This is a genomic window from Arthrobacter sp. NPDC080031 (genome assembly GCF_040702485.1).
In the GTDB taxonomy this organism is placed as follows: Bacteria; Actinomycetota; Actinomycetes; order Actinomycetales; family Micrococcaceae; genus Arthrobacter.
Map to the genome: position 1 here is coordinate 38,938 of NZ_JBFBLA010000016.1, position 23,728 is coordinate 62,665.

General features: G+C 63.9%; 25 protein-coding genes. 19 read left to right on the plus strand and 6 right to left on the minus strand.

The window, feature by feature from the left end; genetic code table 11:
* Window positions 1-160 precede the first annotated feature (160 nt).
* On the minus strand, window positions 161-1,183 hold the full coding sequence (locus AB0323_RS14520; RefSeq protein ID WP_366177935.1) for a LacI family DNA-binding transcriptional regulator: 1,023 nt from the start codon (window positions 1,181-1,183) through the stop codon (window positions 161-163).
* Window positions 1,184-1,369: 186 nt separating this feature from the next.
* Here AB0323_RS14520 and AB0323_RS14525 point away from each other — a divergent pair, with 186 nt between their 5' ends.
* From AB0323_RS14525 to AB0323_RS14550, 6 genes are read left to right on the plus strand one after another with little or no spacing between them, the layout of a single operon-like run.
* The gene (locus tag AB0323_RS14525) at window positions 1,370-2,725 is read left to right on the plus strand and encodes an extracellular solute-binding protein (protein WP_366177936.1); all 1,356 of its coding nucleotides are present in this window, start codon (window positions 1,370-1,372) and stop codon (window positions 2,723-2,725) included.
* A 12-nt stretch (window positions 2,726-2,737) separates the two neighbouring features.
* On the plus strand, window positions 2,738-3,733 hold the full coding sequence (locus AB0323_RS14530; protein WP_366177937.1) for a sugar ABC transporter permease: 996 nt from the start codon (window positions 2,738-2,740) through the stop codon (window positions 3,731-3,733).
* Window positions 3,730-4,650: a carbohydrate ABC transporter permease gene (locus AB0323_RS14535; RefSeq protein WP_366177938.1), complete on the plus strand. Its 921-nt coding sequence runs from the start codon at window positions 3,730-3,732 to the stop codon at window positions 4,648-4,650. The genes AB0323_RS14530 and AB0323_RS14535 overlap by 4 nt, the downstream gene beginning before the upstream one ends.
* Before the next feature lie 2 nt (window positions 4,651-4,652).
* On the plus strand, window positions 4,653-5,498 hold the full coding sequence (locus AB0323_RS14540) for a sugar phosphate isomerase/epimerase family protein (protein WP_366177939.1): 846 nt from the start codon (window positions 4,653-4,655) through the stop codon (window positions 5,496-5,498).
* Window positions 5,495-6,727, plus strand: a complete 1,233-nt coding sequence (locus AB0323_RS14545) for a Gfo/Idh/MocA family oxidoreductase (RefSeq protein WP_366177940.1) — start codon at window positions 5,495-5,497, stop codon at window positions 6,725-6,727. Before AB0323_RS14540 ends, AB0323_RS14545 begins: the two co-directional genes overlap by 4 nt.
* Window positions 6,724-7,635, plus strand: coding sequence for a sugar phosphate isomerase/epimerase family protein (locus tag AB0323_RS14550; protein ID WP_366177941.1), 912 nt, complete (start codon window positions 6,724-6,726; stop codon window positions 7,633-7,635). The genes AB0323_RS14545 and AB0323_RS14550 overlap by 4 nt, the downstream gene beginning before the upstream one ends.
* 100 nt (window positions 7,636-7,735) lie before the next feature.
* Here AB0323_RS14550 and AB0323_RS14555 read toward each other — a convergent pair whose 3' ends face one another.
* Window positions 7,736-8,377: an NAD(P)-binding domain-containing protein gene (locus AB0323_RS14555; RefSeq protein ID WP_366177942.1), complete on the minus strand. Its 642-nt coding sequence runs from the start codon at window positions 8,375-8,377 to the stop codon at window positions 7,736-7,738.
* Window positions 8,378-8,504: 127 nt separating this feature from the next.
* Here AB0323_RS14555 and pyrE point away from each other — a divergent pair, with 127 nt between their 5' ends.
* The gene (gene pyrE / locus AB0323_RS14560; RefSeq protein WP_364541132.1) at window positions 8,505-9,089 is read left to right on the plus strand and encodes an orotate phosphoribosyltransferase; all 585 of its coding nucleotides are present in this window, start codon (window positions 8,505-8,507) and stop codon (window positions 9,087-9,089) included.
* A gap of 67 nt (window positions 9,090-9,156) precedes the next feature.
* Window positions 9,157-10,209 (plus strand): thioesterase domain-containing protein, encoded by a 1,053-nt coding sequence (locus AB0323_RS14565; RefSeq protein WP_366177943.1) that lies wholly within the window; start codon window positions 9,157-9,159, stop codon window positions 10,207-10,209.
* A gap of 24 nt (window positions 10,210-10,233) precedes the next feature.
* On the opposite strand, the gene AB0323_RS14570 is transcribed toward AB0323_RS14565, so the two are convergent.
* Both AB0323_RS14570 and AB0323_RS14575 read right to left on the minus strand, forming a co-directional pair.
* Window positions 10,234-10,926 carry a tyrosine-protein phosphatase gene (locus tag AB0323_RS14570; protein ID WP_366177944.1) on the minus strand — a complete coding sequence of 231 codons (693 nt, stop codon included), beginning with the start codon at window positions 10,924-10,926 and terminating at the stop codon, window positions 10,234-10,236.
* Between the two features lie 17 nt (window positions 10,927-10,943).
* On the minus strand, window positions 10,944-11,774 hold the full coding sequence (locus tag AB0323_RS14575; protein WP_364541123.1) for an HAD-IIA family hydrolase: 831 nt from the start codon (window positions 11,772-11,774) through the stop codon (window positions 10,944-10,946).
* Window positions 11,775-11,880: 106 nt separating this feature from the next.
* Between AB0323_RS14575 and AB0323_RS14580 the strand changes: the two genes are divergently transcribed.
* From AB0323_RS14580 to AB0323_RS14595, 4 genes are all read left to right on the plus strand, one after another.
* Window positions 11,881-12,582, plus strand: coding sequence for a TrmH family RNA methyltransferase (locus tag AB0323_RS14580; protein ID WP_366177945.1), 702 nt, complete (start codon window positions 11,881-11,883; stop codon window positions 12,580-12,582).
* A gap of 141 nt (window positions 12,583-12,723) precedes the next feature.
* A complete protein-coding gene (locus AB0323_RS14585) occupies window positions 12,724-13,233 on the plus strand; it encodes a TspO/MBR family protein (protein WP_366177946.1) in 510 nt (169 codons plus the stop codon).
* A gap of 184 nt (window positions 13,234-13,417) precedes the next feature.
* On the plus strand, window positions 13,418-14,437 hold the full coding sequence (fbaA, locus tag AB0323_RS14590) for a class II fructose-bisphosphate aldolase (protein WP_366177947.1): 1,020 nt from the start codon (window positions 13,418-13,420) through the stop codon (window positions 14,435-14,437).
* The gene (locus tag AB0323_RS14595; protein ID WP_364541113.1) at window positions 14,437-14,856 is read left to right on the plus strand and encodes a DUF3151 domain-containing protein; all 420 of its coding nucleotides are present in this window, start codon (window positions 14,437-14,439) and stop codon (window positions 14,854-14,856) included. The genes fbaA and AB0323_RS14595 overlap by 1 nt, the downstream gene beginning before the upstream one ends.
* A gap of 145 nt (window positions 14,857-15,001) precedes the next feature.
* On the opposite strand, the gene AB0323_RS14600 is transcribed toward AB0323_RS14595, so the two are convergent.
* Together AB0323_RS14600 and AB0323_RS14605 are read right to left on the minus strand one after the other, a co-directional pair.
* On the minus strand, window positions 15,002-15,634 hold the full coding sequence (locus AB0323_RS14600; protein WP_366177948.1) for a uracil-DNA glycosylase: 633 nt from the start codon (window positions 15,632-15,634) through the stop codon (window positions 15,002-15,004).
* A 289-nt stretch (window positions 15,635-15,923) separates the two neighbouring features.
* Entirely contained in the window at window positions 15,924-17,615 is a 1,692-nt protein-coding gene (locus AB0323_RS14605) for an alkaline phosphatase family protein (protein ID WP_366177949.1), read from the minus strand.
* Between the two features lie 368 nt (window positions 17,616-17,983).
* On the opposite strand from AB0323_RS14605, the gene AB0323_RS14610 reads away from it, so the two are divergent.
* The 7 genes from AB0323_RS14610 to AB0323_RS14640 all read left to right on the plus strand — a co-directional run bounded on the left by AB0323_RS14610 (window position 17,984) and on the right by AB0323_RS14640 (window position 23,579).
* Window positions 17,984-19,273 (plus strand): adenylosuccinate synthase, encoded by a 1,290-nt coding sequence (locus tag AB0323_RS14610; protein ID WP_059388506.1) that lies wholly within the window; start codon window positions 17,984-17,986, stop codon window positions 19,271-19,273.
* Between the two features lie 462 nt (window positions 19,274-19,735).
* Complete coding sequence (locus AB0323_RS14615; protein ID WP_366177950.1) at window positions 19,736-20,290, plus strand: sigma-70 family RNA polymerase sigma factor; 555 nt, start codon at window positions 19,736-19,738, stop codon at window positions 20,288-20,290.
* Window positions 20,287-21,072: a hypothetical protein gene (locus tag AB0323_RS14620; protein WP_366177951.1), complete on the plus strand. Its 786-nt coding sequence runs from the start codon at window positions 20,287-20,289 to the stop codon at window positions 21,070-21,072. The genes AB0323_RS14615 and AB0323_RS14620 overlap by 4 nt, the downstream gene beginning before the upstream one ends.
* Before the next feature lie 12 nt (window positions 21,073-21,084).
* Window positions 21,085-21,510, plus strand: a complete 426-nt coding sequence (locus AB0323_RS14625; protein WP_364541096.1) for a CoA-binding protein — start codon at window positions 21,085-21,087, stop codon at window positions 21,508-21,510.
* Between the two features lie 70 nt (window positions 21,511-21,580).
* Window positions 21,581-22,423, plus strand: coding sequence for a polysaccharide deacetylase family protein (locus AB0323_RS14630; protein WP_366177952.1), 843 nt, complete (start codon window positions 21,581-21,583; stop codon window positions 22,421-22,423).
* Window positions 22,424-22,466: 43 nt separating this feature from the next.
* A complete protein-coding gene (locus AB0323_RS14635; protein WP_366177953.1) occupies window positions 22,467-22,868 on the plus strand; it encodes an MmcQ/YjbR family DNA-binding protein in 402 nt (133 codons plus the stop codon).
* Between the two features lie 81 nt (window positions 22,869-22,949).
* Window positions 22,950-23,579: a hypothetical protein gene (locus tag AB0323_RS14640; RefSeq protein ID WP_366177954.1), complete on the plus strand. Its 630-nt coding sequence runs from the start codon at window positions 22,950-22,952 to the stop codon at window positions 23,577-23,579.
* Window positions 23,580-23,728 lie beyond the last annotated feature (149 nt).

Below are 23,728 nucleotides of genomic sequence, written 5' to 3' on the forward strand. Positions count from 1 at the left end.
ACCCCCGAGTGCCTGTGTCACCCAACTGGTCCCCACCGGCTCCCAGCCTTCGCAAGCTCAGGCAGGGGCCCTCGCCGGCGTGGGCCCACGCAATTGTTGTCGTTTTGAGCGCCCATAACGACAACAACTGCGAGCTAGTTGGGCGCGATACGCCGCCTGTTCAGCGCACCGGGGCGGCGCCCGTCGACGCCCGGACCGTGAGGTGGGTGGGCATGACTGCCAAGCGCCGGCCGGTGCCGCCGTACTGGGGATTCAGCCTGGACAGGAGCATGGAGACGGCCACACGACCGGCTTGTTCAATGGGAGACGCCATGGTGGTGAGGGGAGGGTTGCAGAAATCGGCTCCGAAGATGTCGTCGCAACCGACGATGCTCATGTCCTCGGGCACCCGGATACCGCGTTCGCGCAGCCGCTGCAGCATCCCGATGGCCAACAGGTCATTGAAGACGATGCACGCCGTGGCACCAGTGTGTGCCGCGGCGTCCGCTGCGGCAGCGCCCGAGGTGGTCTTGGGTGCGAACGGTCCCACGCTGAATGTGGTCAGCTTCCGTTCCGTAGTTTCTTCCTGGAATGCTTGCCACCGCTTGGCGTTGGACCAGGAGGTGGCCGGGCCTCCGACGAAGCAAATCCGTGTGTGCCCCAGCGAGACCAAGTGCTCCAGCGCCTGGATAATGGCCGACGGCGTATCGATCACCACGGTGGGTGCAATTGCCGGGGCCCGGTTGATGGTGACCAGGGGCTGCTGCGCCGCCGCTTCGGCCAGCTGTGCATCTGTCAATCGGGATGCGGCAAGGATGAATCCGTCGGCCGAACGGCGCATCTTCTGCAGGGCATCTGCCTCCATCTCCGCTGATTCCTCTGTGTCTACGAGCAGCTGCGTGTAGCCGGCGGCCTTCAACTGGTGCTGCGCCCCGCGGATGATGTCGAAGTAGAACGGATTGGTGATGTCCGGAACCAGGACGGCAACGGTCTGGGTGCGTCCGGAGCTGAGCCCGCGGGCCTGGGAGCTGGGAATGTAATTCAATTGCGCGGCCGCTTCTTCGATCCGCTCGCGCGTCACGTGGTTCACCCTCCCCGGATTGCTCAGGGCTCTCGAGACCGTTGACGTCGCCACTCCCGCGAGCTCCGCGACGTCGCGGATCGTGGGCTGCTTGCCCGGTGACTGGAGCTGAAGTTCTGCCATCGTCTAGGTGTTCCTCATCTGCCGCAGCCTCTCCACAACGAGTGACTTGTCCCACAATTGCAGCACCGATGACAATTTTTGGCAATCGCTTGTCATCCATGTTGCGCGTGCCTAGACTCGGAGCAATCACCCCGATGTGACGCGCACCACGCCAATGAGGCCCATCGGGCTCCAGGGAGGAAAACAATGAAGTTTGCATCGTCCGCCAAATTTGCCGCTGTCGCCGTAACAGCCGCCCTAGCCTTGACCGCCTGTGGAGGCGGCAGCACCAGCTCCGGGGGGAGCGTCGGGCCTGTTGACGGGAAGGGCAAGAAGCTGAGCGTCCTGGTCAACTCCAGCGCCGCCTATCCCGCCCAGCAGAAGCAATGGTTCACCGACATTGCGGCCAAGTTCAAGGCCCAGACCGGTGCCGACGTCCAATTCGAAACCTTCGCTTCGGCCAACGATGAACTGACCCGCATCCAGACGTCCGTCGTCTCCGGACAGGGACCTGACGTCTACAGCCTCGGTACCACCTTCACGCCCACCGCGTATGCAACCAAGGCCTTCGTGACGTTGTCCGACGACGACTGGAAGAAGGTCGGCGGGAAAGACAAGTTCAACCAGGCCGCCCTCGGAATTTCGGGCCCGGACGCCCAGCACCAAGCGGGCATTCCCTTTGTCAGCCGGCCCTTCGTGATGGCGTACAACAAGGACATCCTGAAAGCGGCCGGGATCGACAAGCCCGCCACCAGCTGGGACGAGCTTGCAGCCCAGGCCAAGAAGATGACCGATCCGTCCACGGGCACCTTCGGCCTGGCCACCGGGTACAAGGACAGCTTTGACCCCTGGAAGTTCATCTGGGCAATGTCCGTCCAGGCAGGAAACCCGCTCGTGGACGGCAAAACGCTCAAGCTTGACGACCCGGCCGTCAAGAAAGCCTACGAAACCTACTTCGGCTGGCTTACCAAGGACAAGGTAGTCGATCCGGCTTCCATCGGGTGGAGCAACAGCAATGCCGTTGCCGCCTTTGCCTCGGGCAAGGCCGGATACCTCATGATGACGACGTCGAGTTCCCTCCCGACTCTGGACAAGTCGGCTGTTGCGGGAAAGTACGCCTACACAGCCATGCCGACGACGGCGCCGGGCCAGTCGTCTCCGCAGGGCGATGGCGCGAAGGCGGCCAGCATCCTGTCCGGTGACAACGTGGTTGTTGCCGACTACTCGAAGCAGAAGGACCTTGCCTTCGCTTATATCAACCTGATCACGTCCAAAGATGAGCAGTTGAACTACCAGAAGATCTTCGGGGACCTGCCGGCCAACGCCGAAGCCCTGAAAGCTTTGGACAACCCTGTCCTCCAACCGGTTGCCGACACTGCAGCGAAGTCCAAGGCCACCCCGTTCACCGGGGCTTGGGGCGACATCCAGCTCGCCCTCCTGAACGTCGTGGTCCAATCGATCCCCGACCTCTCCAAGGGTTCAATTGACGACGCCAGTCTCCAGGCGCGCCTCAAGGACGCACAATCCAAGGGCCAGGCCTCACTTGACCGGGCATCGAAGTAAGTAGGAACCAATATGTCCACCGATTCATTGACTGCGGGAAAGTCCACGCGCCGCAAATCGTCCCGCGCTGCAAAGCCGGACCCGCAGTCGCCGGACAACACGCCCCGGCGCCGCAAGGGGTTGAGCGAACGCAACCGCCCCTTGTGGATGCTGATTCCAGGCGGCCTGCTGATGGTGATCATCATCGTGGTGCCGCTCCTCCTCGGCATCTTCATGTCGGGGCTGGACCTGGACCAGTATTCACTGCGCCAATGGGTCAGCGCTCCGTTCATCGGAGTCCAGAACTTCGTCGAAGCGCTGACCGCGTCGCCTTTGCTCCACGCCATCTGGCTCAGCGTCAGCTACTCCTTGCTCGCCATGGTGGTCACTATCCCGCTCGGCATCGCCGGCGCCGTCGCGACCCAGAACGCGTTCAAAGGCCGCGCCGTGATCCGTTCCATCTTCCTGGTCCCCTACGTTCTTCCGTCCTTCGTGGTGGCCACGGTGTGGCGGACGATGTTCCAGCCGGGCAGCGTGATCGATTCGGCGCTGCACTCGGTAGGCATCGATCCCGGCCTGTGGCTCAACGGTCCCCAGTCTTATTGGACCTTGATCCTGGTCCAGATCTGGGCATCGTGGCCGTTCGTCTACCTGCTTGCATTGTCCGGGCTCCAGTCCGTGGACCATGAGGTCCACGAGGCCTCGGCCCTTGACGGTGCGCTGTGGTGGAACAAGCTGCGCTACGTGGTCTTCCCGTACCTGAAGGGACCGCTCTCCTTGGCGTTCCTGATCGGCATGCTGCACCACATCAACAACTTCACCTTGCCGTTCGTCCTGTTCGGGGTACCCGCTCCGTCCGATGTGGAGCTGCTCCCGATCCTCACCTACGTCACGAGCTTCCAGAGCTTCAGGTTCGGGCTCAGCGCAGCTATGGCGTTCGTTTCGCTGATCCTGATCGCGATTCCCCTGTTCGTCTATCTACGGGCCGTCAAACTCGATGACGCCGAAACTCCCGGAGGCAAAAAGTGAGCACCGCAACTACCGCCGTCGGACGCCAATCGAGCGAAGACTTCCGCCCGGGCTCCAAACGCCAGCACGAGGTCACCAAACTCTTGCCGGGGCCCATGCTCGCCATCATCCTGACGGTGTTGTGTGCCCTGGTGCTCATTCCGGTGGCGTACATCTTCCTGGCGTCCGTGAACTCGGACATCGGCGTGGCCCGGGGCGAGTTCTTCCCGTCCAGCGTCTCCTTTGAGAACTACTCCACCATCTGGTCGAGTGTTGGACTGGCCACGGGCCTGGCCAACAGCGTCCTCGTGGCCGGTTCCACCGCCGTGGTCTCCGCGCTGATGTCGATCGCAACCGCCTACGTCCTGGTCCGCTACCAATTCCGTGGCCGCTTGACGATCCTTCGCGGGCTCCTCGGACTGCAGTCGGTTCCGGGCACCCTCATGGTGCTTCCGGTCTTCGTCCTGTTTTCCTCGTCCGCCACCTACTTGGGCATCCAGGTCATTGGCACGCAATGGGGCCTGTTCCTGACGTACCTGACGTTCGCGATGCCGTTCTCCACTTGGGTGATGGTCACGTATCTGCGCGGCCTGCCGCGCGAACTCGAAGAGGCGGCAAGGATCGACGGCGCCAGCAACCTGGGCGTGCTGGTGCGGATCATCCTCCCGCTGAGCTGGCCCGGCGTCGTCGTTTCCGGTATTTTCGCCTTCCTGCTCGGCTGGAACGATGTCCTGTTCGCCTCGGTCATGACGCGGCCCGAAAGCCAGACGGCCGCCGTCGCGCTCCAAGTCTTCGGCGCCTCGCAAGAAGGCGGCGCGATTCCCTACTACGGCCAGATGATGGCGGCTTCCCTTGTGTGCGCCGCCCCGGTGGTCATCCTGTACCTGATTTTCCAGCGTTACCTAGTGGGCGGCCTGACCGCCGGAGGAGTCAAGTAACTATGAGCACGCCAGCTGTCGAATGGGAGCTCTCGGGCTTCGGCGACGAGATCGACGACGACCCCAAGATCCAGATTGCCGTGATGCAGGCATTGGGAGCCAAGCACATCGAGGTCCGCAGCGCCTGGGGCACCAACATCGTGGACCTGGATGATGCGCAGCTCCGTGAACTGAAGTCCTTGCTGGATGCCGCGGACATGAAGGTTTCCGCGATCGCCTCGCCGATCGGGAAAGTAGACGTTTCCCTTCCCGTGGAGCACGAGGTGGAACGGCTTCGCCGGGCGGTCAACGCCGCCCAAGTCCTGGAATCCCGCTACATCCGGATCTTCTCCTTCTACTACGGCGAGGACGTAGCGGTGGAGAGCATCCGGGATGCGGTCATCGAACGCATGCGTGCGCTCGCGGACGTGGCGGAAGAGGCCGGCGTCGTGCTTCTGCACGAAAACGAGAAGGACATCTACGGCGATATCCCCGAACGGGTCCTGGACATTGTCGAAACCGTGGCGTCTCCCGCGCTCAAAGTGGCGTGGGACGCGGCGAATTTCGTCCAGGTGGGCGTCAAGCCTTTCGACGACGGCTACGCCAAGCTCCGCCCGCACCTTGAGTACCTGCAGGTGAAGGATGCCTTGTTCTCGGACGCCACCGTGGTCCCGGCGGGCGAGGGCGACGGCGATGTCCTCCGCACGGTTCAGGCCCTGAAGGCCGACGGGTACACCGGCTTCGCGAGCCTCGAGCCACACCTGGCCGGCGCCCATGGACTGGGCGGATTCTCCGGCCCGACCGCGTTCGGCATTGCAGCGAGGGCGTTCGCGAAAGTCCTCCATGAAGCAGGGGTGGGGACGAAGTGAGCGAGGCCTCAAAAGCTCCCGGCGCTTCGGAGATCCGGGCCGCGATCGTAGGGTGCGGGGTCATCGGCCGCACCCACTCGGCGGCGATCCGCGAATTCCCGGAGGTGGCCATCACGGCGCTTGTGGATGTGGTTGCCGAGGCTTCCGAGGCGCTTGCCGCGAAGATCGAAGCCCAAGGCGACCCTAGGCCTGCGGTCTTCCCGACGCTGGCCGCGGCGCTCGCCGCCGCACCGGTTGACGTGGTCATTATCGCGACCCCCAGCGGGCTCCATATCCAGCAAGCGCTCGAAGCGCTCGACGCCGGCAAGCACGTGGTGATCGAAAAGCCGCTTGACGTTGACTTGGGCAAGGCGGACGAAATCCTGGCTGCGGCCAAGGCTGCCGAGGCCAAGGGCCTGGTGGCCACCGTGATCAGCCAGCACCGCTTCGATCCGGCCAGCCGGGTGGTGGACGAGGCCCGTCGAGCCGGGCGCTTCGGCACACTGACCTCGGCCGTCGCCTCCGTCAGCTGGTGGCGGAGCCAGGGCTACTACGATTCGGGGGCCTGGCGCGGAACCTGGGCCATGGACGGCGGCGGGGCCATCATGAACCAGGGCGTCCACACCGTTGACCTGCTGTTGTGGTTCCTCGGCCGGCCCCTCGAGATCAGCGCCAAAACCGCGCTTCTCGCACACGAAGGCGTTGAGGTGGAAGACACCGCCGTAGCTACTGTCACCTTCGAGTCAGGCGCCCTTGCCGTGTTGCACGCGACGACGGCGGCGTACCCGGGCTTGACGGTCCGCCTCCAGGTGATGGGGAGCAAGGGTTCCGCAGTGATCGACAACGACGACCTCGCGTACTTCCACGCCTCCGACGCCGCGGATCCTTCCGAAAGCAGCGCCATGGGCATCCTCGGCGGCGGGAACCAGGCCGCCGTCGAACTCGCCAAATACCCCGACGACACCGTCGAAGCACTGGACCCCACGGTGTACCCGGCCGGACATGTCCGGCAATACCGCGACATCATCGCAGCGATCCGGGAAGGACGCCCCGCGGGCGTTACCGTCCGGGACGCCGTGACTGCTCTGGCTACCGTGCGTGCCCTGTATGTCTCGGCCACCTTGGGCCAGCCCGTGCTGATCGCCGACGTCATTGCCGGCAAGTACAACAATGTGGAGGTCCGCACCGGCGGGGCCCCTTCCCACCCGGAAGCCCCCACTGGCTCGCACCGCGAAGAGGTATCGGCATGAAGTTCTCCGTCTTCACCGCATCCACGCCCGAATGGTCGCCGCAGGAAGCCGCCACCAAGCTTGCCGCCCAGGGGTGGGACGGCATCGAATGGCGCGTCACCGACCAGGCGGAGGCAGCAGAACCAGGCTTCTGGGCAGGGAACCGTGCCACCTGGCCCATGACAGGCTTGGAGGATTCGATCCCGGAGATTGCCCGCCTCACCGCGGAATCAGGGCTGGAATTCTCCGGACTCGGCGGTTACGCCCGCTGCGACAACCACGACGACGTCGATCGGGTCCTCGCCGCGACCGCAGCCTTGGGTGCAAAGCAGGTCCGCGTGAACGTGTTGCCGCTGGGCAACTCGAACATGGGCGGCCAGGAACCCACCGGCCTGTCCTACCCGGAACTCTTTGCCGCCACCCGGGAACACTACGAGTGGGTCGCATCCCGCGCGGCACACCATGGCGTCAAAGCACTCGTGGAACTGCACCATGGAACCGTGACCGCGTCGGCCTCCTCGGCCCTGCGATTGCTGGAAGGGCTGGACCCCAAGCACGTCGGCGTTATCCATGACCTCGGCAACCTGCTGATCGAGGGCTGGGAATCGCCGTTGCCCGCACTCCAGCTCCTCGGGCCCTATTTGGCACATGTCCACGTGAAGAACGCCCGCTGGGTCCGCACCGAGGGGAAGGACGAATCGGGTGCGGCCGTGTGGGTCAACGAATGGGCCCCCCTGGTCGAGGGACAGGGCAGCGTCCTGGGCTACTTCCGGGCGCTCGCAGAGGTCGGCTACGACTCCTGGGTGACGCTGGAGGACTTTTCCACCGAGCTTCCGTTGGAGGAACGGACCGCGTCGAACCTGGCGTATGTCCGCAAGGCAGCAGCGTTGGCGGGGTTCGCCGTCGTCGATCCCGCTTCGGCAACTTGACCGGGCCGCTCCTCGACCATTAAACGCTCCTCGACCATTAAACACAGCAGCAGCCGCTTGCCTTTCCGAGGCAAGCGGCTGCTGTGTTGTTTGGAGGTTCCTAGATGGTGCGAGTTGCCTTGGCCAGGTTCTCCTTGAGTTCGGCGGCGTTCTGCCGGATCACGTAGGCCGGGCGGTCACGCTCCACGCGCCAGCTCTCGTCGAGCGGTCCGATGTTGACAGTGTCGAAGCCGAACTCGTCGTAGAGCTTCGCTACGAGTTCGGCGGCCTCGGGGTAGTCGCTGGCGGTGGCCAGCGCGCGGCGGTTCTCGGAGCCCGCAGGGGTGCCGTCGGTGCCGATCTCCTTCGCCATGATGTGGTTGAAACCCTTGGCCACCTTGGACGTGGGCAAGTGCTTCTGCAGCAGGCCCGACGTGGTGGCCTCGCCCTTGTCGACCTCCGGGATGCGGCCGTCCCGCTCCCAGTAGTAGTTGTTCGTGTCGATCACAATCTTGCCGGCGAGCGGCTCCACGGGAATGTCCTGGTAGCTCTTGAGGGGAACAGTCACGACGACGAAATCGCCTGCCGCCGCTGCCTCGGCCGGCGTTGCGGCCCGGGCACGAGTGCCAAGCTCCGCCACCAGTCCCGCCAGGGTCTCCGGTCCCCGCGAGTTGCTGATCACTACGTCATAGCCGAGTTCGACCGCCTTGCGGGCGATTTGGCTGCCAATGTGTCCTGCACCGATGATTCCGATTGTTGTCATATGTGCGGGAACACCGTCTGCTGCGCAGATATTTCACAGGTTACGGCCAGTGACGCGGGCGCACCGCGGACTTTCCATGACGCCGCCCATTCCCTCGCGTCCAACGGCTTTACGTAGAATAGGCACCATGACTGTCGCCTCTGATGCTGCCACCGCCACTGCCGCCGCCCGTGCCCGCCTCCTTGAATTGATCAAAGAACTGGCGGTCGTCCGCGGCAAGGTGATCCTTTCCAGCGGTGCCGAGGCGGACTACTACATCGACCTGCGGCGCATCACCCTCCACCACGAGGCTTCGAAGCTGGTTGGCCAGGTCATGCTGTCCATGATCGACGACGCCGGAATCGCCGTTGAGTGCGCCGGTGGCCTGACCATGGGGGCGGACCCGGTCGCTACCGCTGTGATGCACGCCGCCGCAGACGCCGGCCGCGCCGTGGATGCCTTCGTTGTGCGCAAGGCGCAGAAGTCCTACGGCATGGGCCGCCAGGTGGAAGGTCCCTCGGTGGAGGGCCGCAACGTCGTGGTTCTCGAGGACACCTCCACCACCGGCGGCTCGGCACTGACCGCCGTCGAAGGCGTCCGCAAGGCCGGCGGCAACGTGGTGGCGGTGGCCGTCATCGTGGACCGCAACACTGGCGCCAAGGAGAAGATCGAAGCCGAAACCGGCGTGCCGTACCTCTTCGCCTTCGGCAAGGACGAGCTGGGACTCGACTAAGCTTCCCGCGCTAGGCGGGGCTGAACGGGCCCGTGTGCCCGGCGGCCGAAAAGCCTAAGCTGGCTGCGTGAACTATCGGGCGGGAAAATTTCCCCGGAAGCAGCAACGCTGGCAGGACCCGGGCTCCCTCGCCCGGGTGCTCCGCCAAGCCGCCGAGCTGAAGAGTTTCTCGCGTCGCTCCTTCCTGATTGGAGCGGGTGCTTCCACGGCCCTCGCAGCGGACATGCTGTTCACCCGCCAGGTCCAGGCTGAACGTCGCACCACCAAGATCCTTCCGGTGGGGGACGATTTCGCAGAGTCGTACTACCCCAACTCGGGTTGGATTCTCTTTCCCGGCTACAAGACCAGCTGGGAAGAGGCCCAATGGATCCTCAACTCGATACGCGGTTCGCTGCGGCAGCGGGGCCAGATGGCCGCCGTCGGATATTCCAACCTGGGGTTGGAAGTCACCGAGGTTGTGGACGCCGTGCTCGCCTACATCAATGCGCGGAAGCTGAACACCCTCTATTTCTACGGCCACAGTTTCGGCGGGATGTTGGCCACCGAAGTGGCGGCGCTCCTGCGCGAAAGGAACGGCGTCAGCGTCAAGCTGATCCTGTTGGATTCTTCGCCGTTCAGTAAGTACGACATCCTCGACCAAAGCTGGTTCGACGGCGTGGTGTTCTTGTACGAGAGCGGCTTCCAGGTTCCGTCGGTCCTCCGCGGCGGTTACGAACTGGGGGAGCGTGTGGTGAACAAGCATGAACGCACGTGGGGGCAGATCTGGAACCAGACCCTGGAGCAGCTCTCGCCGATCGCGCCGTCGAGCGTGCTGATCCAAAGCGAATCGGACTACATCTACCACTTCGACGGCACGCGCTTTGTCGACAGGCTGGGGGACACCCGCGTGGCCTTTATCGGAAACCCGAATGACGACACCGTGAACTACGGAACGGCCCGGGCAGCGTGGGCCAAGACATTTCCCCTCAACATCGCGTCCACGGGCCGCAGGACCGACGGCGCCCGCCCCGCCCACGCGAGCCCCCAGTGGAATCCCTTTATCTACAATCCGATCATCGAGGACCTGGAGAACGAGCTCTTTCCGCTGCCCCGCGCAGGCTCGCGGGTGGTGTTCTACTGAGCGGTTCCTAAAGAAAGAACGCCGCTACCTGAGCCGCAATCCATCCAGCTCGGAACCACTGAGCCCGGCGTCGCGCAAGTAATCCCCCGCGCTGCCGAACTCCTGCCCGAAACGGTCCAGGAAGTACTCCATCGCAGCTTCGGGGGATTGCAGCAGCATGAGCGAGGGACTGAATGCCTCCTCCGGAACCTCGGGGACAGCCAGCCGCCATGCTGCTGACATGGTTTCCAGCATCGCGGGGAGGGCAGCGGTGCTTGCGGCGTAGTCCGCCACGACAGCCGCGTGGTCAGCGCCCGTCGCGAGGAGAGCCAGAGCGGCCACGACGCCGGTGCGGTCCTTTCCGAGCGAGCAATGGATGAGGGTCCGCTTGCCTTGGGCCGCGGGACGCAGCGATTCGGCCACCCAATCCGGGCGGGCTCGCACCCAGCCGAGATAGAGCTCGCCAAGGTCTTCGGCTGTGTGGATCGACTGAAGCCCCTCGGAAGCGGTACGCGGATCGAGGGGGTTCTCCACGAGCTCCACTGGAGCCTTGGACATTGAGCCGTTGGCCAGTTGCCAAGGCACAATGGCGCGTTCAAATTCGCTTCGAAGATCCACAACCGCCTGGATGCCATGACGTTCCAGGAAGGCGGCCGTCGCCGCGAAGTCCATGCCAAACGGCTGGCTGCCCCTCAGAATACGGCCACCGGCCAGGGAACGGAGGTTCAGCACAGCCATGGCAGCAGCCCTTCTTCTTAGATCTGGCTTTTGAGATCAGCTACCGAGTTCAGGACCTGGTTCGGCCGGAACGGGAAGGCCGCGATGTCCTCGCGCTGGGTGATGCCGCTGAGCACCAGGACGGTGTGCAGCCCGGCTTCCATGCCCGCGATGATGTCGGTATCCATGCGGTCACCGATCATTGCCGTGGTTTCCGAGTGGGCGTCGATCTGGTTCATCGCGGAACGGAACATCATGGGGTTCGGCTTGCCCACAATGTATGGTTCGCGGCCGGTCGCCTTGGAGATGAGCGCGGCAATGGCGCCGGTGGCGGGCATCGGGCCGTCCTTCGAGGGGCCGGTGGCATCCGGGTTGGTGGCGATGAAGCGCGCCCCGGCGAGGATCAGCCGGATGGCCATCGTGATCGCTTCGAAGGAGTAGGTGCGGGTTTCGCCGAGCACAACGAAGTCCGGGTTCTGGTCGGTGAGGATGAACCCGGCCTCGTGCAGCGCCGTCGTGAGTCCTGCCTCGCCGATGGTGTAGGCCCGGTTCCCGGACTCCGAGCCCCGCACCTGGTCCTTGAGGAACTGCGCCGTGGCCAGGGCTGATGTCCAGATGTTCTCCTCCGGGATTTCCAGGCCGGAAGAGCTCAGCCGCGCCGCCAGGTCCCGCGGGGTGAAGATGGAGTTGTTGGTGAGGACGAGGAATCGCTTGGAGGTGTCCACCCAGCGCTGGATCAGCTCAGCCGCCCCGGGAACCGCCTGGTTTTCGTGGACGAGGACGCCGTCCATATCCGTGAGCCAGCATTCGATTTCGTGTCCGTTGCGGTAAATGGCTGAGCTTGTCGGGGCCTCGGTTGCGTTCTCCATGCTTTTCCTCCGCGTATTGGCTGCTTCTCGTCCCAAGTCTTTCATCTTTCGGTCCGGGAGACACCCGGGTGTCCTGCGTTACGGTGGCCCGGGCTAGTGTTGAAGAGTGACTGACCGGCCCCAGTACCCTGCCCCTACCGACGCCACTGCTGTCTCGTCGTTCGTCTCCTCCACCGAGGGGGAGTCCGAAGCGAAACCGGAGGTCGGCGTCGGGCCGTGGGAAGGCGACTGGCCGGAAGGCGGGCATTGGGACCCGGACCTGCTGGCGGATGGCGACCGCCGCAACGTCGTGGACAAGTACCGGTACTGGAAGCACGAAGCGATCGTCGCGGACCTGGATGCGCACCGGCACGATTTCCACATTGCCATTGAGAACTGGCAGCACGACTTGAACATCGGCACGGTGGTTCGCACGGCCAATGCGTTCCTCGCCAAGGAGGTCCACATCATCGGACGACGCCGGTGGAACCGTCGCGGGGCCATGGTCACCGACCGCTACCAGCACGTCCGCCACCACCCCACCGTGGAGGATTTCGTGGAGTGGGCGCAGGGGGAAGGGCTGGCCATTATCGGCATCGACATCTTCCCCGATTCCGTGCCGCTGGAAACCTACGACCTTCCGCGCAACTGTGTGCTCGTGTTCGGGCAGGAGGGCCCCGGCCTGACTCCCGAAGTGCACGACGCCGCCGTCGCCACGCTGTCGATCGAACAGTACGGTTCCACCCGGTCCATGAACGCGGCGTCGGCTGCGGCAATCGCGATGCACGCCTGGATCCGCAGGCACAACTTCGGCCAGCGCGTCTGCTGACGCGGGGTTCCTTCTTTTCGGATCGGCAGCGTCCTGCCGGCCGCTCGGTAGCCCGAGCCGTTGGCAGCGCTTCGCCGTACAATCGGGCATATGGGTCTGCTCGCGTACGGCAGGGACTTCAGCGGAGCCAAAGGAGCCTTGATGAAACTCATCCCACTGGCGTTGACCGCTGCGTCCACTGTAGCCACGGCTGCGGCCGGCTCGGTGGCGGCCGATCCGGAGGGCAGCTGGTACCGGCAGTTGCGCAAACCAAGCTGGCAGCCCCCGGCCATCGCCTTTCCCTTGGTGTGGACGGCGATCTACGCCGATCTCGCAGTGAGTTCAGCGGGGGCGTTAGCCAGCGGCGACGCGCCCGGCGCCCCGGGCAGCAAAGCCCGGCGCGAGGAGTCAACCGCCTACCGAGGGGCCTTTGCGGTGAACCTCGTGCTCAATGCCTCCTGGAGTTGGCTCTTCTGGCGTGCCCGACGGCCCTGGCTGGCTGCCGCGGAGTGTGCCATGCTGACAGCGAGCAGCGCCGACTTGGTGCGGCGAACGTACAAGCTGAACCGCAGCGCCGGTGTGGCTCTTGCCCCTTACGCACTCTGGTGCGGATTCGCCACGGCCTTGTCGACCGCAATCGCAAGACTCAACCACGAAGAAAACATTGGCTGATCCCGCACCTGAAGTTCCAAAGACGTAGCGCCGAATGCCTTCTGAGCTCAAGGTCCGCAAGTGTTACCCGTCTCCGTGACCGGAAACACGGTGCCGGATTCGAAGTCGCTAGGATGGTGCCTAGCCGTATAGGTCTACTCCAGGGTCAACAAAACCCACAGACGAAATCAGCATAGGAGTCAGCATGCCCATCGCAACCCCAGAGATTTACTCCGAGATGATCGACCGCGCGAAGGCCGGTGGATACGCGTTCCCGGCAGTGAACGTCACCTCGTCGCAGACCCTGAACGCCGCCATCCGCGGCTTTGCCGAGGCCGAGTCGGACGGCATCATCCAGGTCTCCACCGGTGGCGCTGCTTACTGGTCCGGCGCATCCGTCAAGGACATGGTTGCCGGCTCCTTGGGCTTCGCGGCGTTCGCCCGCGAGGTCGCGAAGAACTACAACGTGAACATCGCCCTGCACACGGACCACTGCCCGCAGGACAAGCTGGCTGATTTCGTCCTGCCGCTGCTGGCTGCTTCCGAGGAAGCCGTCAAGGCCGGCAAGGACCCGATCTTCAACTCGCACATGTGGGACGGCTCGCACGAGACGTTGGAAGACAACCTGCGCATCGGCCGCGAACTCCTGGAACGCGCAGCCGCCGCCAATATCATCCTCGAAGTTGAAATCGGCACGGTCGGCGGCGAGGAAGACGGCGTCGAGAACGAGATCAACGAGAAGCTCTACACCACCACCGAAGACGCCCTCGCCACCATCGAGGCACTCGGCGCCGGCGAGAACGGCCGCTACCTGACCGCCCTGACCTTCGGCAACGTCCACGGTGTGTACAAGCCGGGCAACGTCAAGCTGCGCCCCGAACTGCTCAAGCAGATCCAGGCTGAGGTCGGCGCCAAGATCGGCAAGTCCAACCCGTTCGACCTCGTCTTCCACGGCGGCTCCGGCTCCACCGAGCAGGAAATCGCGGATGCCGTTTCCTACGGCGTCATCAAGATGAACATCGACACCGACACCCAGTACGCGTTCACCCGCCCGGTTGCCGGACACATGTTCTCGAACTACGACGGCGTCCTGAAGGTCGACGGCGAAATGGGCAACAAGAAGGCCTACGACCCCCGCGTCTGGGGAGCCTCCGCAGAGGCCGGCATGGCTGCCCGCGTCGTGGAAGCCGCAAAGCAGCTCGGCTCGGTAGGCAAGACCTTCTAATGTCCGACGAATTCCGCAAGAACCTGATGGGCCCGGAGCCGACGCTCCTGCCCGCCGAGACCGAGGTGTACCAGCACCTTGCCTTGGGGCAGGAGGCCCTGGACCTCGTGGCCAAATACCCCACGTCTTCGTTGCTGTGGGCGATCCTGGCCGAGGAAGCCTGGGCCGAGGGCCGGACCATCGACTCCTACGCGTATTCCCGCGTGGGTTACCACCGGGGACTGGATTCGCTGCGCCGCAACGGTTGGCGCGGCGTCGGGCCCATCCCATGGGAGCACGAGCCCAACAGGGGATTCCTGCGCGCTCTGTACTCTCTCGGCCGGGCATCCGCCGCCATCGGCGAAGCTGAGGAACCGGAGCGGATCGAGAAGTTCCTGAACGACTCCGACCCCGCCGCGAAGGCAGCGATCGAAGGCTAGGACAACTGGGTTAAACGCCGACGGCGGCCGTCCCACTCAGGTGGGGCGGCCGCCGTCGCGCTTTCCCACCCAACTAGCTCGCATTTGTTGTCGTTATGAGGCGTCAGAACGACAACAAATGCGAGTCAGTTGGGCTTGGTGGGTCCTAGGAGACCGGGGTGAGCCCGGTCCGGGCCATGGCCTCGGCGTAGGCGCCATGGATGAGGTCCAGGTACTCCTGCTGGCGCGTGGGGGAGCCGGCGAACGAGCGTCCACCCAGCGAGCGGACCTTGAACGTCTTGAAGCCGCGGCGGTGGATGCTCTGTGGCGCGGATTTCATGAGCTGGTCCGCCAAACGATGGGCTTCATTGCCGTGGGCTACCAGCACGGAGGTGCGCGGCACGATCGCGAGGAGGCGCAGGAGCGGCTTGAGGCCTTCGGTGATGTTGGCGGGAGTCAGCTTGCCCGGCTCGCTGTCGGGCTCGATCCACGGGTAAACGTTCCACGGCATCATGAGTTCCGGACGCAGGCCCAACTGCCACTGCATGCCCACCATGCGGGCGGTGGCATCCGCGTCGCCCGCGACGATGAAGCCCGAGCCCTCAGTGGTGCGGGTGTTGGAGAAAAGGCTGATGATGCGGCACTCGTCAACGCTGTGGGCAGGGTCTACGTAGAGGACTTCGCTACCAGGCTTCTGTTCTTTGAGGGAATCGCAAAGCCCCGTGACCTCGGCGATGTGGGGTTCGAAACGTCGGTTCCAGAGCTGCACTTCGGGTGTTTCAGTCGCCAGGTCTTGCATATGGGCTTGGGTCTCCTACGTGTAGCGAGGCGCACTTATCCGGCCGGGAGCGGTTTGCCGCGACCGGTCGGATTGGGTGCAGTGTTGGGGGCTGGTTAACTCTACCGGAACGGCGGTGAGCTGTGGGGTGAATCGGGACTTCTGTGTTGGGTCTCTCGACGGCGGGAGCCGGATTCGGGCCTGAAGCGGCCCTGCTTTAACGGAAGCCGTGCCTTAACGGAAGCCGTGCTTTAACGGAAACGGCACCGTCCCGATGGATTCGGGACGGTGCCGTTTCGACAAGCGCCTGCTACTGCTGGTTCTCGTTCTGGTCGTCGCTTTCCTTGGTCTTGGAAACCACGGTGCCGTTCGATTCGTTGAGGATGAGCTTCACGTCCCGCCCGTTGTCGAAGTTGAACATCGCGTTGATGGAGCCGGCCTTGGCGTCCGCCGAGGAGTCGCCGATCTGGCCGGTGTGCCAGTTGTCCTCGATGAAGCGAAGGATGGATGACTGGTCCGTCTGGGTGTGGTCCACGAAGTTCTTCTTGGCGAAGGGGGAGATCACGACGAGCGGCTGGCGGGGGCCGGGGCCGCAACGGTCGGCATAGCCTCCGGCCATCGGCACACCCTTGTTGTAGGCGTTGAGGCACCACGCGGCGTCGTCAGTGGTGTTCGACGAGTTCTTCACACCGGCAGCGACGTGGTCGTACCAGCCGTCCGAGTCATCGTAGGCGAGGACGATGGCAGTGTTTTCCCAGTTCTTCGAGTTCTGGATGGCGTTCACCTGCTGGGTGATGAACTTCTGCTCGTCCAGGGGATCGGAGTAGCCCGCGTGGCCGTCCTGGTAGTTTCCGGCCTTCAGGAAGGAGACGGCAGGCATGTTGTCCGAGTTGACCACCTTGGCGAAGTCCGTGGTGTCGTACTGGTGGTTGGCCTGACCGTTGTGTCCGATCTCGTCCACGCTGGCCGGAGCAAGGTGGTGCGGGTTGGACGTTGACTTGTAGTACTGGAACGGCTGGTGGTGCGGGTTGTAGTCCGTTACCGTGGCACCGGCAATGTTGGTGTGGGTGGTCATGCACGCTGCCGGAGTGGTGTCCGTGGCCGGCGTCGTCGGGGCGAAGCCGCCCTGGAACCAGCCCCAGCTGACGCCCTTGTCGTTGAGCAGGTCGCCGATGTTCTTGCCCTGCATTCCGGCAAGGTTGTTCTTGCTCGCGTGGCTCTTGTTGGAGCAGTCGTCGTAGACCGGATCAGGGTCTTCCGTCATGGTGCCCACGCCGTTGGCGTCAGGGAACTTGACCGTGTAGTCGCTGCTTGCGGGTTTGACCGGCTGCCCGGCGGCAGTGAACTCGGTGACACCGTGGGTCTGGCCGGACACGAGGTTGAGCGCGCCAGGGCTGGACGGGCCGAACACGGTGCTGAAGTGTGAGTCGCTCATGGCGAAGTTCTGGGCGTAGTTCCAGATCCCGGTCACGGTATTGCCGTCGTAGTAGTCCATGGTGAGACCGGGACGGCCGAACTGGCCACCCGAACAGGTATCCATGCTCGTGTTTTCGACGAACTTGTTCATCAGGCCACTGTTGTAGGCCTTCTGCTCCGCGGTGTATTCGTGGTCCTGGTCGCACGTGATTGCCTGGCCGGGCGTCAGCCGCTGGGGCTGGACCGAGTTGGGATTGTTCGGTGCCAACAGCTTGTCGTTGGCGAGGGTGGCGATGTTCTTGGGGGTGTTCTTGGCTGCCGTGAACGCGGGAGCCGCTGTGCCGCTGCCTTGCTGGGTTTCGCCGGCCGTGTTGGCGGCCTGCGGGTATGTCGCGAAGTAGTGGTCGAAGGAGACGTTCTCTCCGAAAATTACGACGACGTGCTTGATGGGCGTGCTTGTCCCGTCGTCGTGGCCCTTGGCCGAGGCCGGCGTCATGCCGAACCCGATCAGACCGGCAGCGATCGTGGACGCCGCGAGAGCGCTCACTCCTGCCGTTGACAAAAGACGCTTGTTGCGAAAATTCATGGATTTCCCTTCAAATTCACGGAAAGGTGTGGGTGGGGATTCACAAAGAATGTAGCCGGTCGTCCGGGGCCCGGCGGGCGATTTGGCGGCACAATGCGGACTGTTTGGGAAGAGTTCACATTCTGCTAACAGGGACTTCGAGTGCTCCCTCCTTGTCTTCATTTCGCCCTCCGGCCGTGTGGCAACAGGTCCAAGAGCCGCATCGGCTAAACTTGGCTGGTAAGAGCCCCGGAACTCTTGCTGATCCCGCCGGTGAACTTTTGCGAAAGTCTGCGGGCAGGACCGAAAAGATTCGGGGCGTTCTCATGAACGGCGCTGAGCCTTGGTGATCCCGCCAGGACCGGCCCGAAAGAATGGGGGAGGATCCCATGCCAGCTATCGTGATCGTCGGAGCCCAATGGGGCGACGAAGGCAAAGGCAAAGCAACCGACCTGCTCGGTGGCCGCGTTGACTACGTGGTCAAGCCCAACGGCGGCAACAACGCCGGGCACACCGTTGTGGTGGGCGGTGAGAAGTATGAGCTCAAGCTCCTTCCTGCCGGCATTCTGAGCCCCAACGCGATTCCGATCATCGGCAACGGCTGCGTGGTGAACCTTGAGGCGCTGTTCCAGGAGATCGACGGCCTGGAAGCCCGCGGCGCGGACACGTCCCGTTTGCGCGTCTCGGCCAATGCCCACCTCGTAGCGCCGTACCACCAGGTGTTGGACAAGGTCACGGAGCGCTTCCTCGGCAGCCGAGCCATTGGCACCACAGGCCGGGGAATCGGACCGGCCTACATGGACAAGGTGGCCCGCCTGGGCATCCGCGTCCAGGATGTCTTTGACGAATCGATCCTCCGCCAGAAGGTGGAAGGCTCGCTGCGCCAAAAGAACGAGCTCCTGGTCAAGGTCTACAATCGCCGCAACGTGGTGGTGGACGAGATCGTGGAGTACTTCCTGTCCTACGCCGAACGCCTGCGGCCGCTGGTCATTGACAGCACACTTGTCCTCAACAACGCATTGGACGAGGGCAAGGTGGTCCTCATGGAAGGCGGCCAGGCCACGTTCCTGGACGTGGACCACGGCACCTACCCGTTCGTGACATCTTCCAACCCGACCGCCGGGGGCGCGTCCGTTGGCTCGGGCATCGGGCCCACCCGGATCTCGCGTTCCATCGGCATCATCAAGGCCTACACCACCCGCGTCGGCGCAGGTCCGTTCCCCACGGAGCTCTTCGACGAGATGGGCATGTACCTGCAGAAGACCGGCGGCGAGTTTGGCGTCAACACTGGCCGCCCGCGTCGCTGCGGTTGGTACGACGCGGTCCTGGCCCGCCACGCATCCCGCGTCAACGGCTTCACGGACTACTTCGTCACGAAGCTGGACGTTCTGACCGGCATCGAGCAGATCCCGGTCTGTGTGGCCTACGACGTCGACGGCGTTCGCCATGACGAAATGCCCATGACCCAGACCGAGTTCCACCACGCCGTGCCGATCTTCGAGTACTTCGATGGCTGGACCGAGGACATCACCGGCGCCAAGACGTTGGAAGACCTCCCCGAGAACGCCCGCCGATACGTGCTGGCCCTCGAGAAGCTCTCCGGCACGCGCTTCTCCGCGATCGGCGTCGGCCCGGACCGGGACCAGACGATCGTGGTGCACGACCTCATCGAGGACTAGTCACCAAAGCCGAATCACGACGACGGCGGGCGGCCCTTTCAGGGGCGGCCCGCCGTCGTGCGTTCCGGCTATTTGGCGCCCAGTATCTTCCTGTTTCCGATCGATGACTTGAGCTGGACAAACGTGATGAGGGTGTTCAGCTGTTGGGTGCAAGGACCCTTGTCGGGAAAAAACTTTGGAATCCGCGTAACCCTTTGGGGTGCCCCGACGATTACGTCTTTGAAAGGCCGAGCTGAAATTTGTCCCCCATCATGTTTCAGCTCGGCCTTTCATGTCTGAAGGGGTTTCGTGGATGTGCAGAAAGTCCGGGAGAGGCAAGCCTCCGGAACCGAAGGCTGGTCCTTGGGCATAGCGGGAGCTGCGGTTAGGCTAGGTGAGGTTGCCCGGCCCTGCGGCGTTTGGGCGGCACCGAGGATCTCGCTTGGATCCGGACATTCGCTCCCCGACGAAAGCCACGTTTCAGTGACCGACGCCTTGACCGATGCAGCATTGCTTGCCCTCCGCGGCCGGGAGGCTGAGCTGTTCAGCGCCGTGTACCAGGCCTTCGCGGGCCAGGTGCTCGGCTACCTGACAGCAAAGGGGGTCTCGGATCCGGAAGCTCTCACCCAGGACGTCTTTCTTGCCGTCCTGCCGCGCGTTGAGACGATTACTGGCGGCGTCAGCGGCCTGCGGACCTTCGTATTCTCGGTGGCCCATGCCCGGATGGTGGATGACCACCGTCGGCAAAGCAGGGCGCCCGAGCACCACGAGTTTGAACCTGAGCGTGACACGCGCCAATCGAGTTCGGCGGAAGCCGAAGCGATGGACCGTGTGGCGCCAGCCGAAGTGATGGCGCTGCTGGATCTCCTTCGGGAAGATCAGCGGGAAGTCCTGACGCTTCGCATTGTTGCCGGTCTGACTGTGGACCAGGCAGCCGAAATCATGGGGAAAAGCCAAGGCGCAGTCAAGCAACTGCAGCGCCGGGCGTTGAATGCACTCCGCGAGCACTCGGTAGTAAAGGAATACGTGGCCCCATGATGCGTTGGGATTGCAAGGACATTGACCGCGACGCGATCATCCTCGAGCTCATGCTTGAAGCTGGCCTCACGGACGCCCCCGAACTCACGGATTCGTTGAAAGCACTGGAATCGTTTGGGTCCATGCCGCCGCCGGTCCCAGGGCCCGCACTCCCGGCGATGCTGTCCGGCGCGGCCGTGGGTGAGACCCTTCCCCACGACGAACTGGGCAAGCGGCGTCAGTTGCGCAAGCATCGCCCCGTCGTCGTTGGTGCCGCCGTCCTGACCGCCATGGGCCTGGGCGTTGGTGGCGTTGCGGCCGCGAGCGGCGGATTCAGCAAGGGAACCCCGGAATTCATGCAGACACTGCTCTCCGGCTGGGCGCCCGCTTGGACCACTGCTCCGCCGTCGCTTGTTCCTCCTGCCCCTCCCCAGGACTCCCCGAAGGTTATGACGCACCCGGCTCCCGTCGATCTGCCGCCGGCCGCGCCTCCAGTGGCAGGCCCTTCGGCGGACCCGGCGCCTCCCGCTCCGGCCAGTACCGGTAATGCGGCGCACGAGCCTTTAGCGCCGCCCGCCCCGGCACGCCAACCAAGCGGAATGCCCGAAGCTCCGAAGGCAGTGCACACCGAGCCAAAGACCGACTCGCAGGGTATTCCGCAGCCCAAAACTGCTATCCCATCGACCCCGACGGCGAAGGACCTCCAGAACGGCGTTCAGCCAGTCGCAAACGCCAAGGACGACGTGTCCCTGGAGCCTGCCGGGACGTCGCTGCGTTGGCTCTTTGGACTGCTGTCCCGCTAGTAGGCTGGGGTTATGACACACGTCAACGATCCGGCAGTCATTGACCGGCTTATGCGAACAAAGGGTCGCTGGGCAATCGTGGGACTCAGCACGAATGAGTGGCGCTCGGCGTTCGAGGTAGCTCTTTATATCCGTGACACGATGGGCATGGAGATCATCCCGATCAACCAGAAAGGTGATGACGTCCACGGCGAAACCGGCTACAAATTCCTTGCCGACGTCCCCTTCGAGAAGCAGCCCATCGACGTCGTCGATTGCTTCGTGAACTCCTCGCGCGTCGGCGCGGTAGTGGACGAAGCGATTGCCGTGGGAGCGAAAGCCGTGTGGCTCCAGCTCGGAGTCATTGACGAGGACGCAGCGGAGCGGGCCAAAGCTGCGGGCCTGGACGTGGTGATGAACGCTTGCCCGGCACAGGTGGGCTGGCGCAGCGGCATCTAGCGTCGCTTTCTGTTAACCGGCCGCTGGTATGTTCCGGGGACAACTGCCCCTCCGACACCCAAGGAACCCCATGTGTGACGAACACCCCTCCACCGCCAGCCGACGCGCCGCGCTCGGTTTCCTCGGGGCTTCCCTCGTGGCCGGGCTGGGGGCATGCGCGCTACCGGGAAACCCGTCCGCAGAGAGCCCGACGGCGGCTCCCGGCACTGCGGGCCCCTCGCCGTCGTCGTCAGCAAGCACAGCGATGAGCCCCCCACCAAGCCCCGCGGGCCCCGGGCGGCTCCGGAACCCCTTCGAGCCGGACTTCACGCTGCCGCCGATCCAAGGCGGGCTGGCTCCGGTGATCACCAGAATCCCCACCAAAGATCCCGTGGTGTTCCTCACGATCGACGACGGGCTGGTCAAGTCACCGGAAAGCGTCCGGCTCCTCAAGGAGAACGGTTATCCGGCCACCCTGTTCCTGACGAGCAACACGGTCCGCGACAACCCTGCATTCTTCAAGGCCTTCATGGCGCAGGGGAGTCTGGTGGAAAACCACACGGTCAGCCACAACGTCAACATGACGACCCAATGGGGCTACCAGCGGCAGCTTGAGGACATCGCGGGCATGCAGGATTTCGCCGTCCAGCAGTACGGCCGCAAGCCGACCCTGTTCAGGCCTCCCGGAGGTGCCTATTCGACGGCCATGCGGCAGGCCGTGGCAGCCGCCGGTTTGAAGGCCATCATCACGTGGGAGGCCAAGGCGAATGCCGGGCGCATGGATTACCAGTACGGCAATTCCCTCCGGCCCGGCGACATTGTCCTGATGCACTTCCGCCCGGAATTCGCGGCGGACTTCGAAGCCTTCCGCGCGGCGCAGGTCGCGGCCGGCCTGGAAGTGGTGCTCCTCGAGGACTTCCTGGACGTTGCGTGAGGCGGTCGGTCCGCTGATCGTCGCACTCCGCTAGTCTCGCTACATGGACGCTGCCACACTCCGCCAAATCTGCCTCGGCTTCCCCGGGACGTACGAAGACTTTCCGTTCGGTCCGGAAACGTCGGTTTTCAAAATCCGGTCCGCCGTGTCCGGTGGATCCAAGCAGGAAGGCAAGATGTTCGCCGCCTCTGCCATGGACGACCACAACCTGGCGGTAAGCCTCAAATGCGATCCCACATTGGCCGTGCAACTTCGCTCGGCCCATCCGGAAATCACCGGCGCCTGGCACATGAACAAGACGCACTGGAACGGCGTTCGCCTGGACGGCGCCCTCCCTGACTCCATGGTCCGGGACATGGTGGAGGACTCCTATGACCTGGTGGTTTCCTCGCTGAGCCGCAAGCAGCAGGAGCAACTGGGCTGGGCCCGGCTCGCCAAGGACTGACACGCCGACCCTGTCGGCTGCTTCGGCTAGATTGTCAGTGGACTGCACCTTCCCAGCCGCAAAGCAATCAGGAGGAGCCAGATGCTGAAACAAAAGACCCTCGATGAGCTGTGGAATTTTGAGGACCCCGCGTTGTCGGAAGCCCGCTTCCGCGAAGCCATGACGGATCCCGCCTACGATGCCTTCGAACGGGCCGAACTCGCCACCCAATTGGGCCGGGCCATCGGCCTGCAGGGCCGCTTCGAGGAAGCGGATGCGCTCCTGGACGGGATCGACGCCGAAGAGGAACCGACCGTTGCGGTGCGGATCCTCCTGGAACGGGGCCGCCTGCTCAACTCCGCCGGCCACCCGGCCATGGCCGTTCCGCTCTTTGAGCAGGCCGCCGAGATGGGAGACCTCCTGGGCGAAGATTTCCTCGCCGTTGACGCACTTCATATGCTGGCCATCGCGGACTCCGGCCACCAGGAATCATGGACGCGCAGCGCGCTTGAATACGCCTCCGCCGTCGAGGATCCCCGCACCAAACGGTGGATGGTTTCCCTGCACAACAACCTCGGTTGGGCGATGTACGACGACGGGCGGCGCACCGAGGCGATGGTCGAGTTCCAGCTCGCCGAACAATGGGCTGAGCGGGTAGGAACCGAGCAACAGCAGCAATGGGCGCGCGAGGCCATCGCCCAGTGCGCAAAATCCTTGAATTTACGGGCCTAAACCACCCAAATCACCCCTCCGCACGGGCAAGATCGTCAGATCACATTTTGACAAAAGTTGATTGAAACTGCCCCCAAATATTGCTTTTCAATCACTCGTGGTGAAGTATGTCACACGAGGGGCACGCGTCGCAGCGGCGGTGCCCGGAC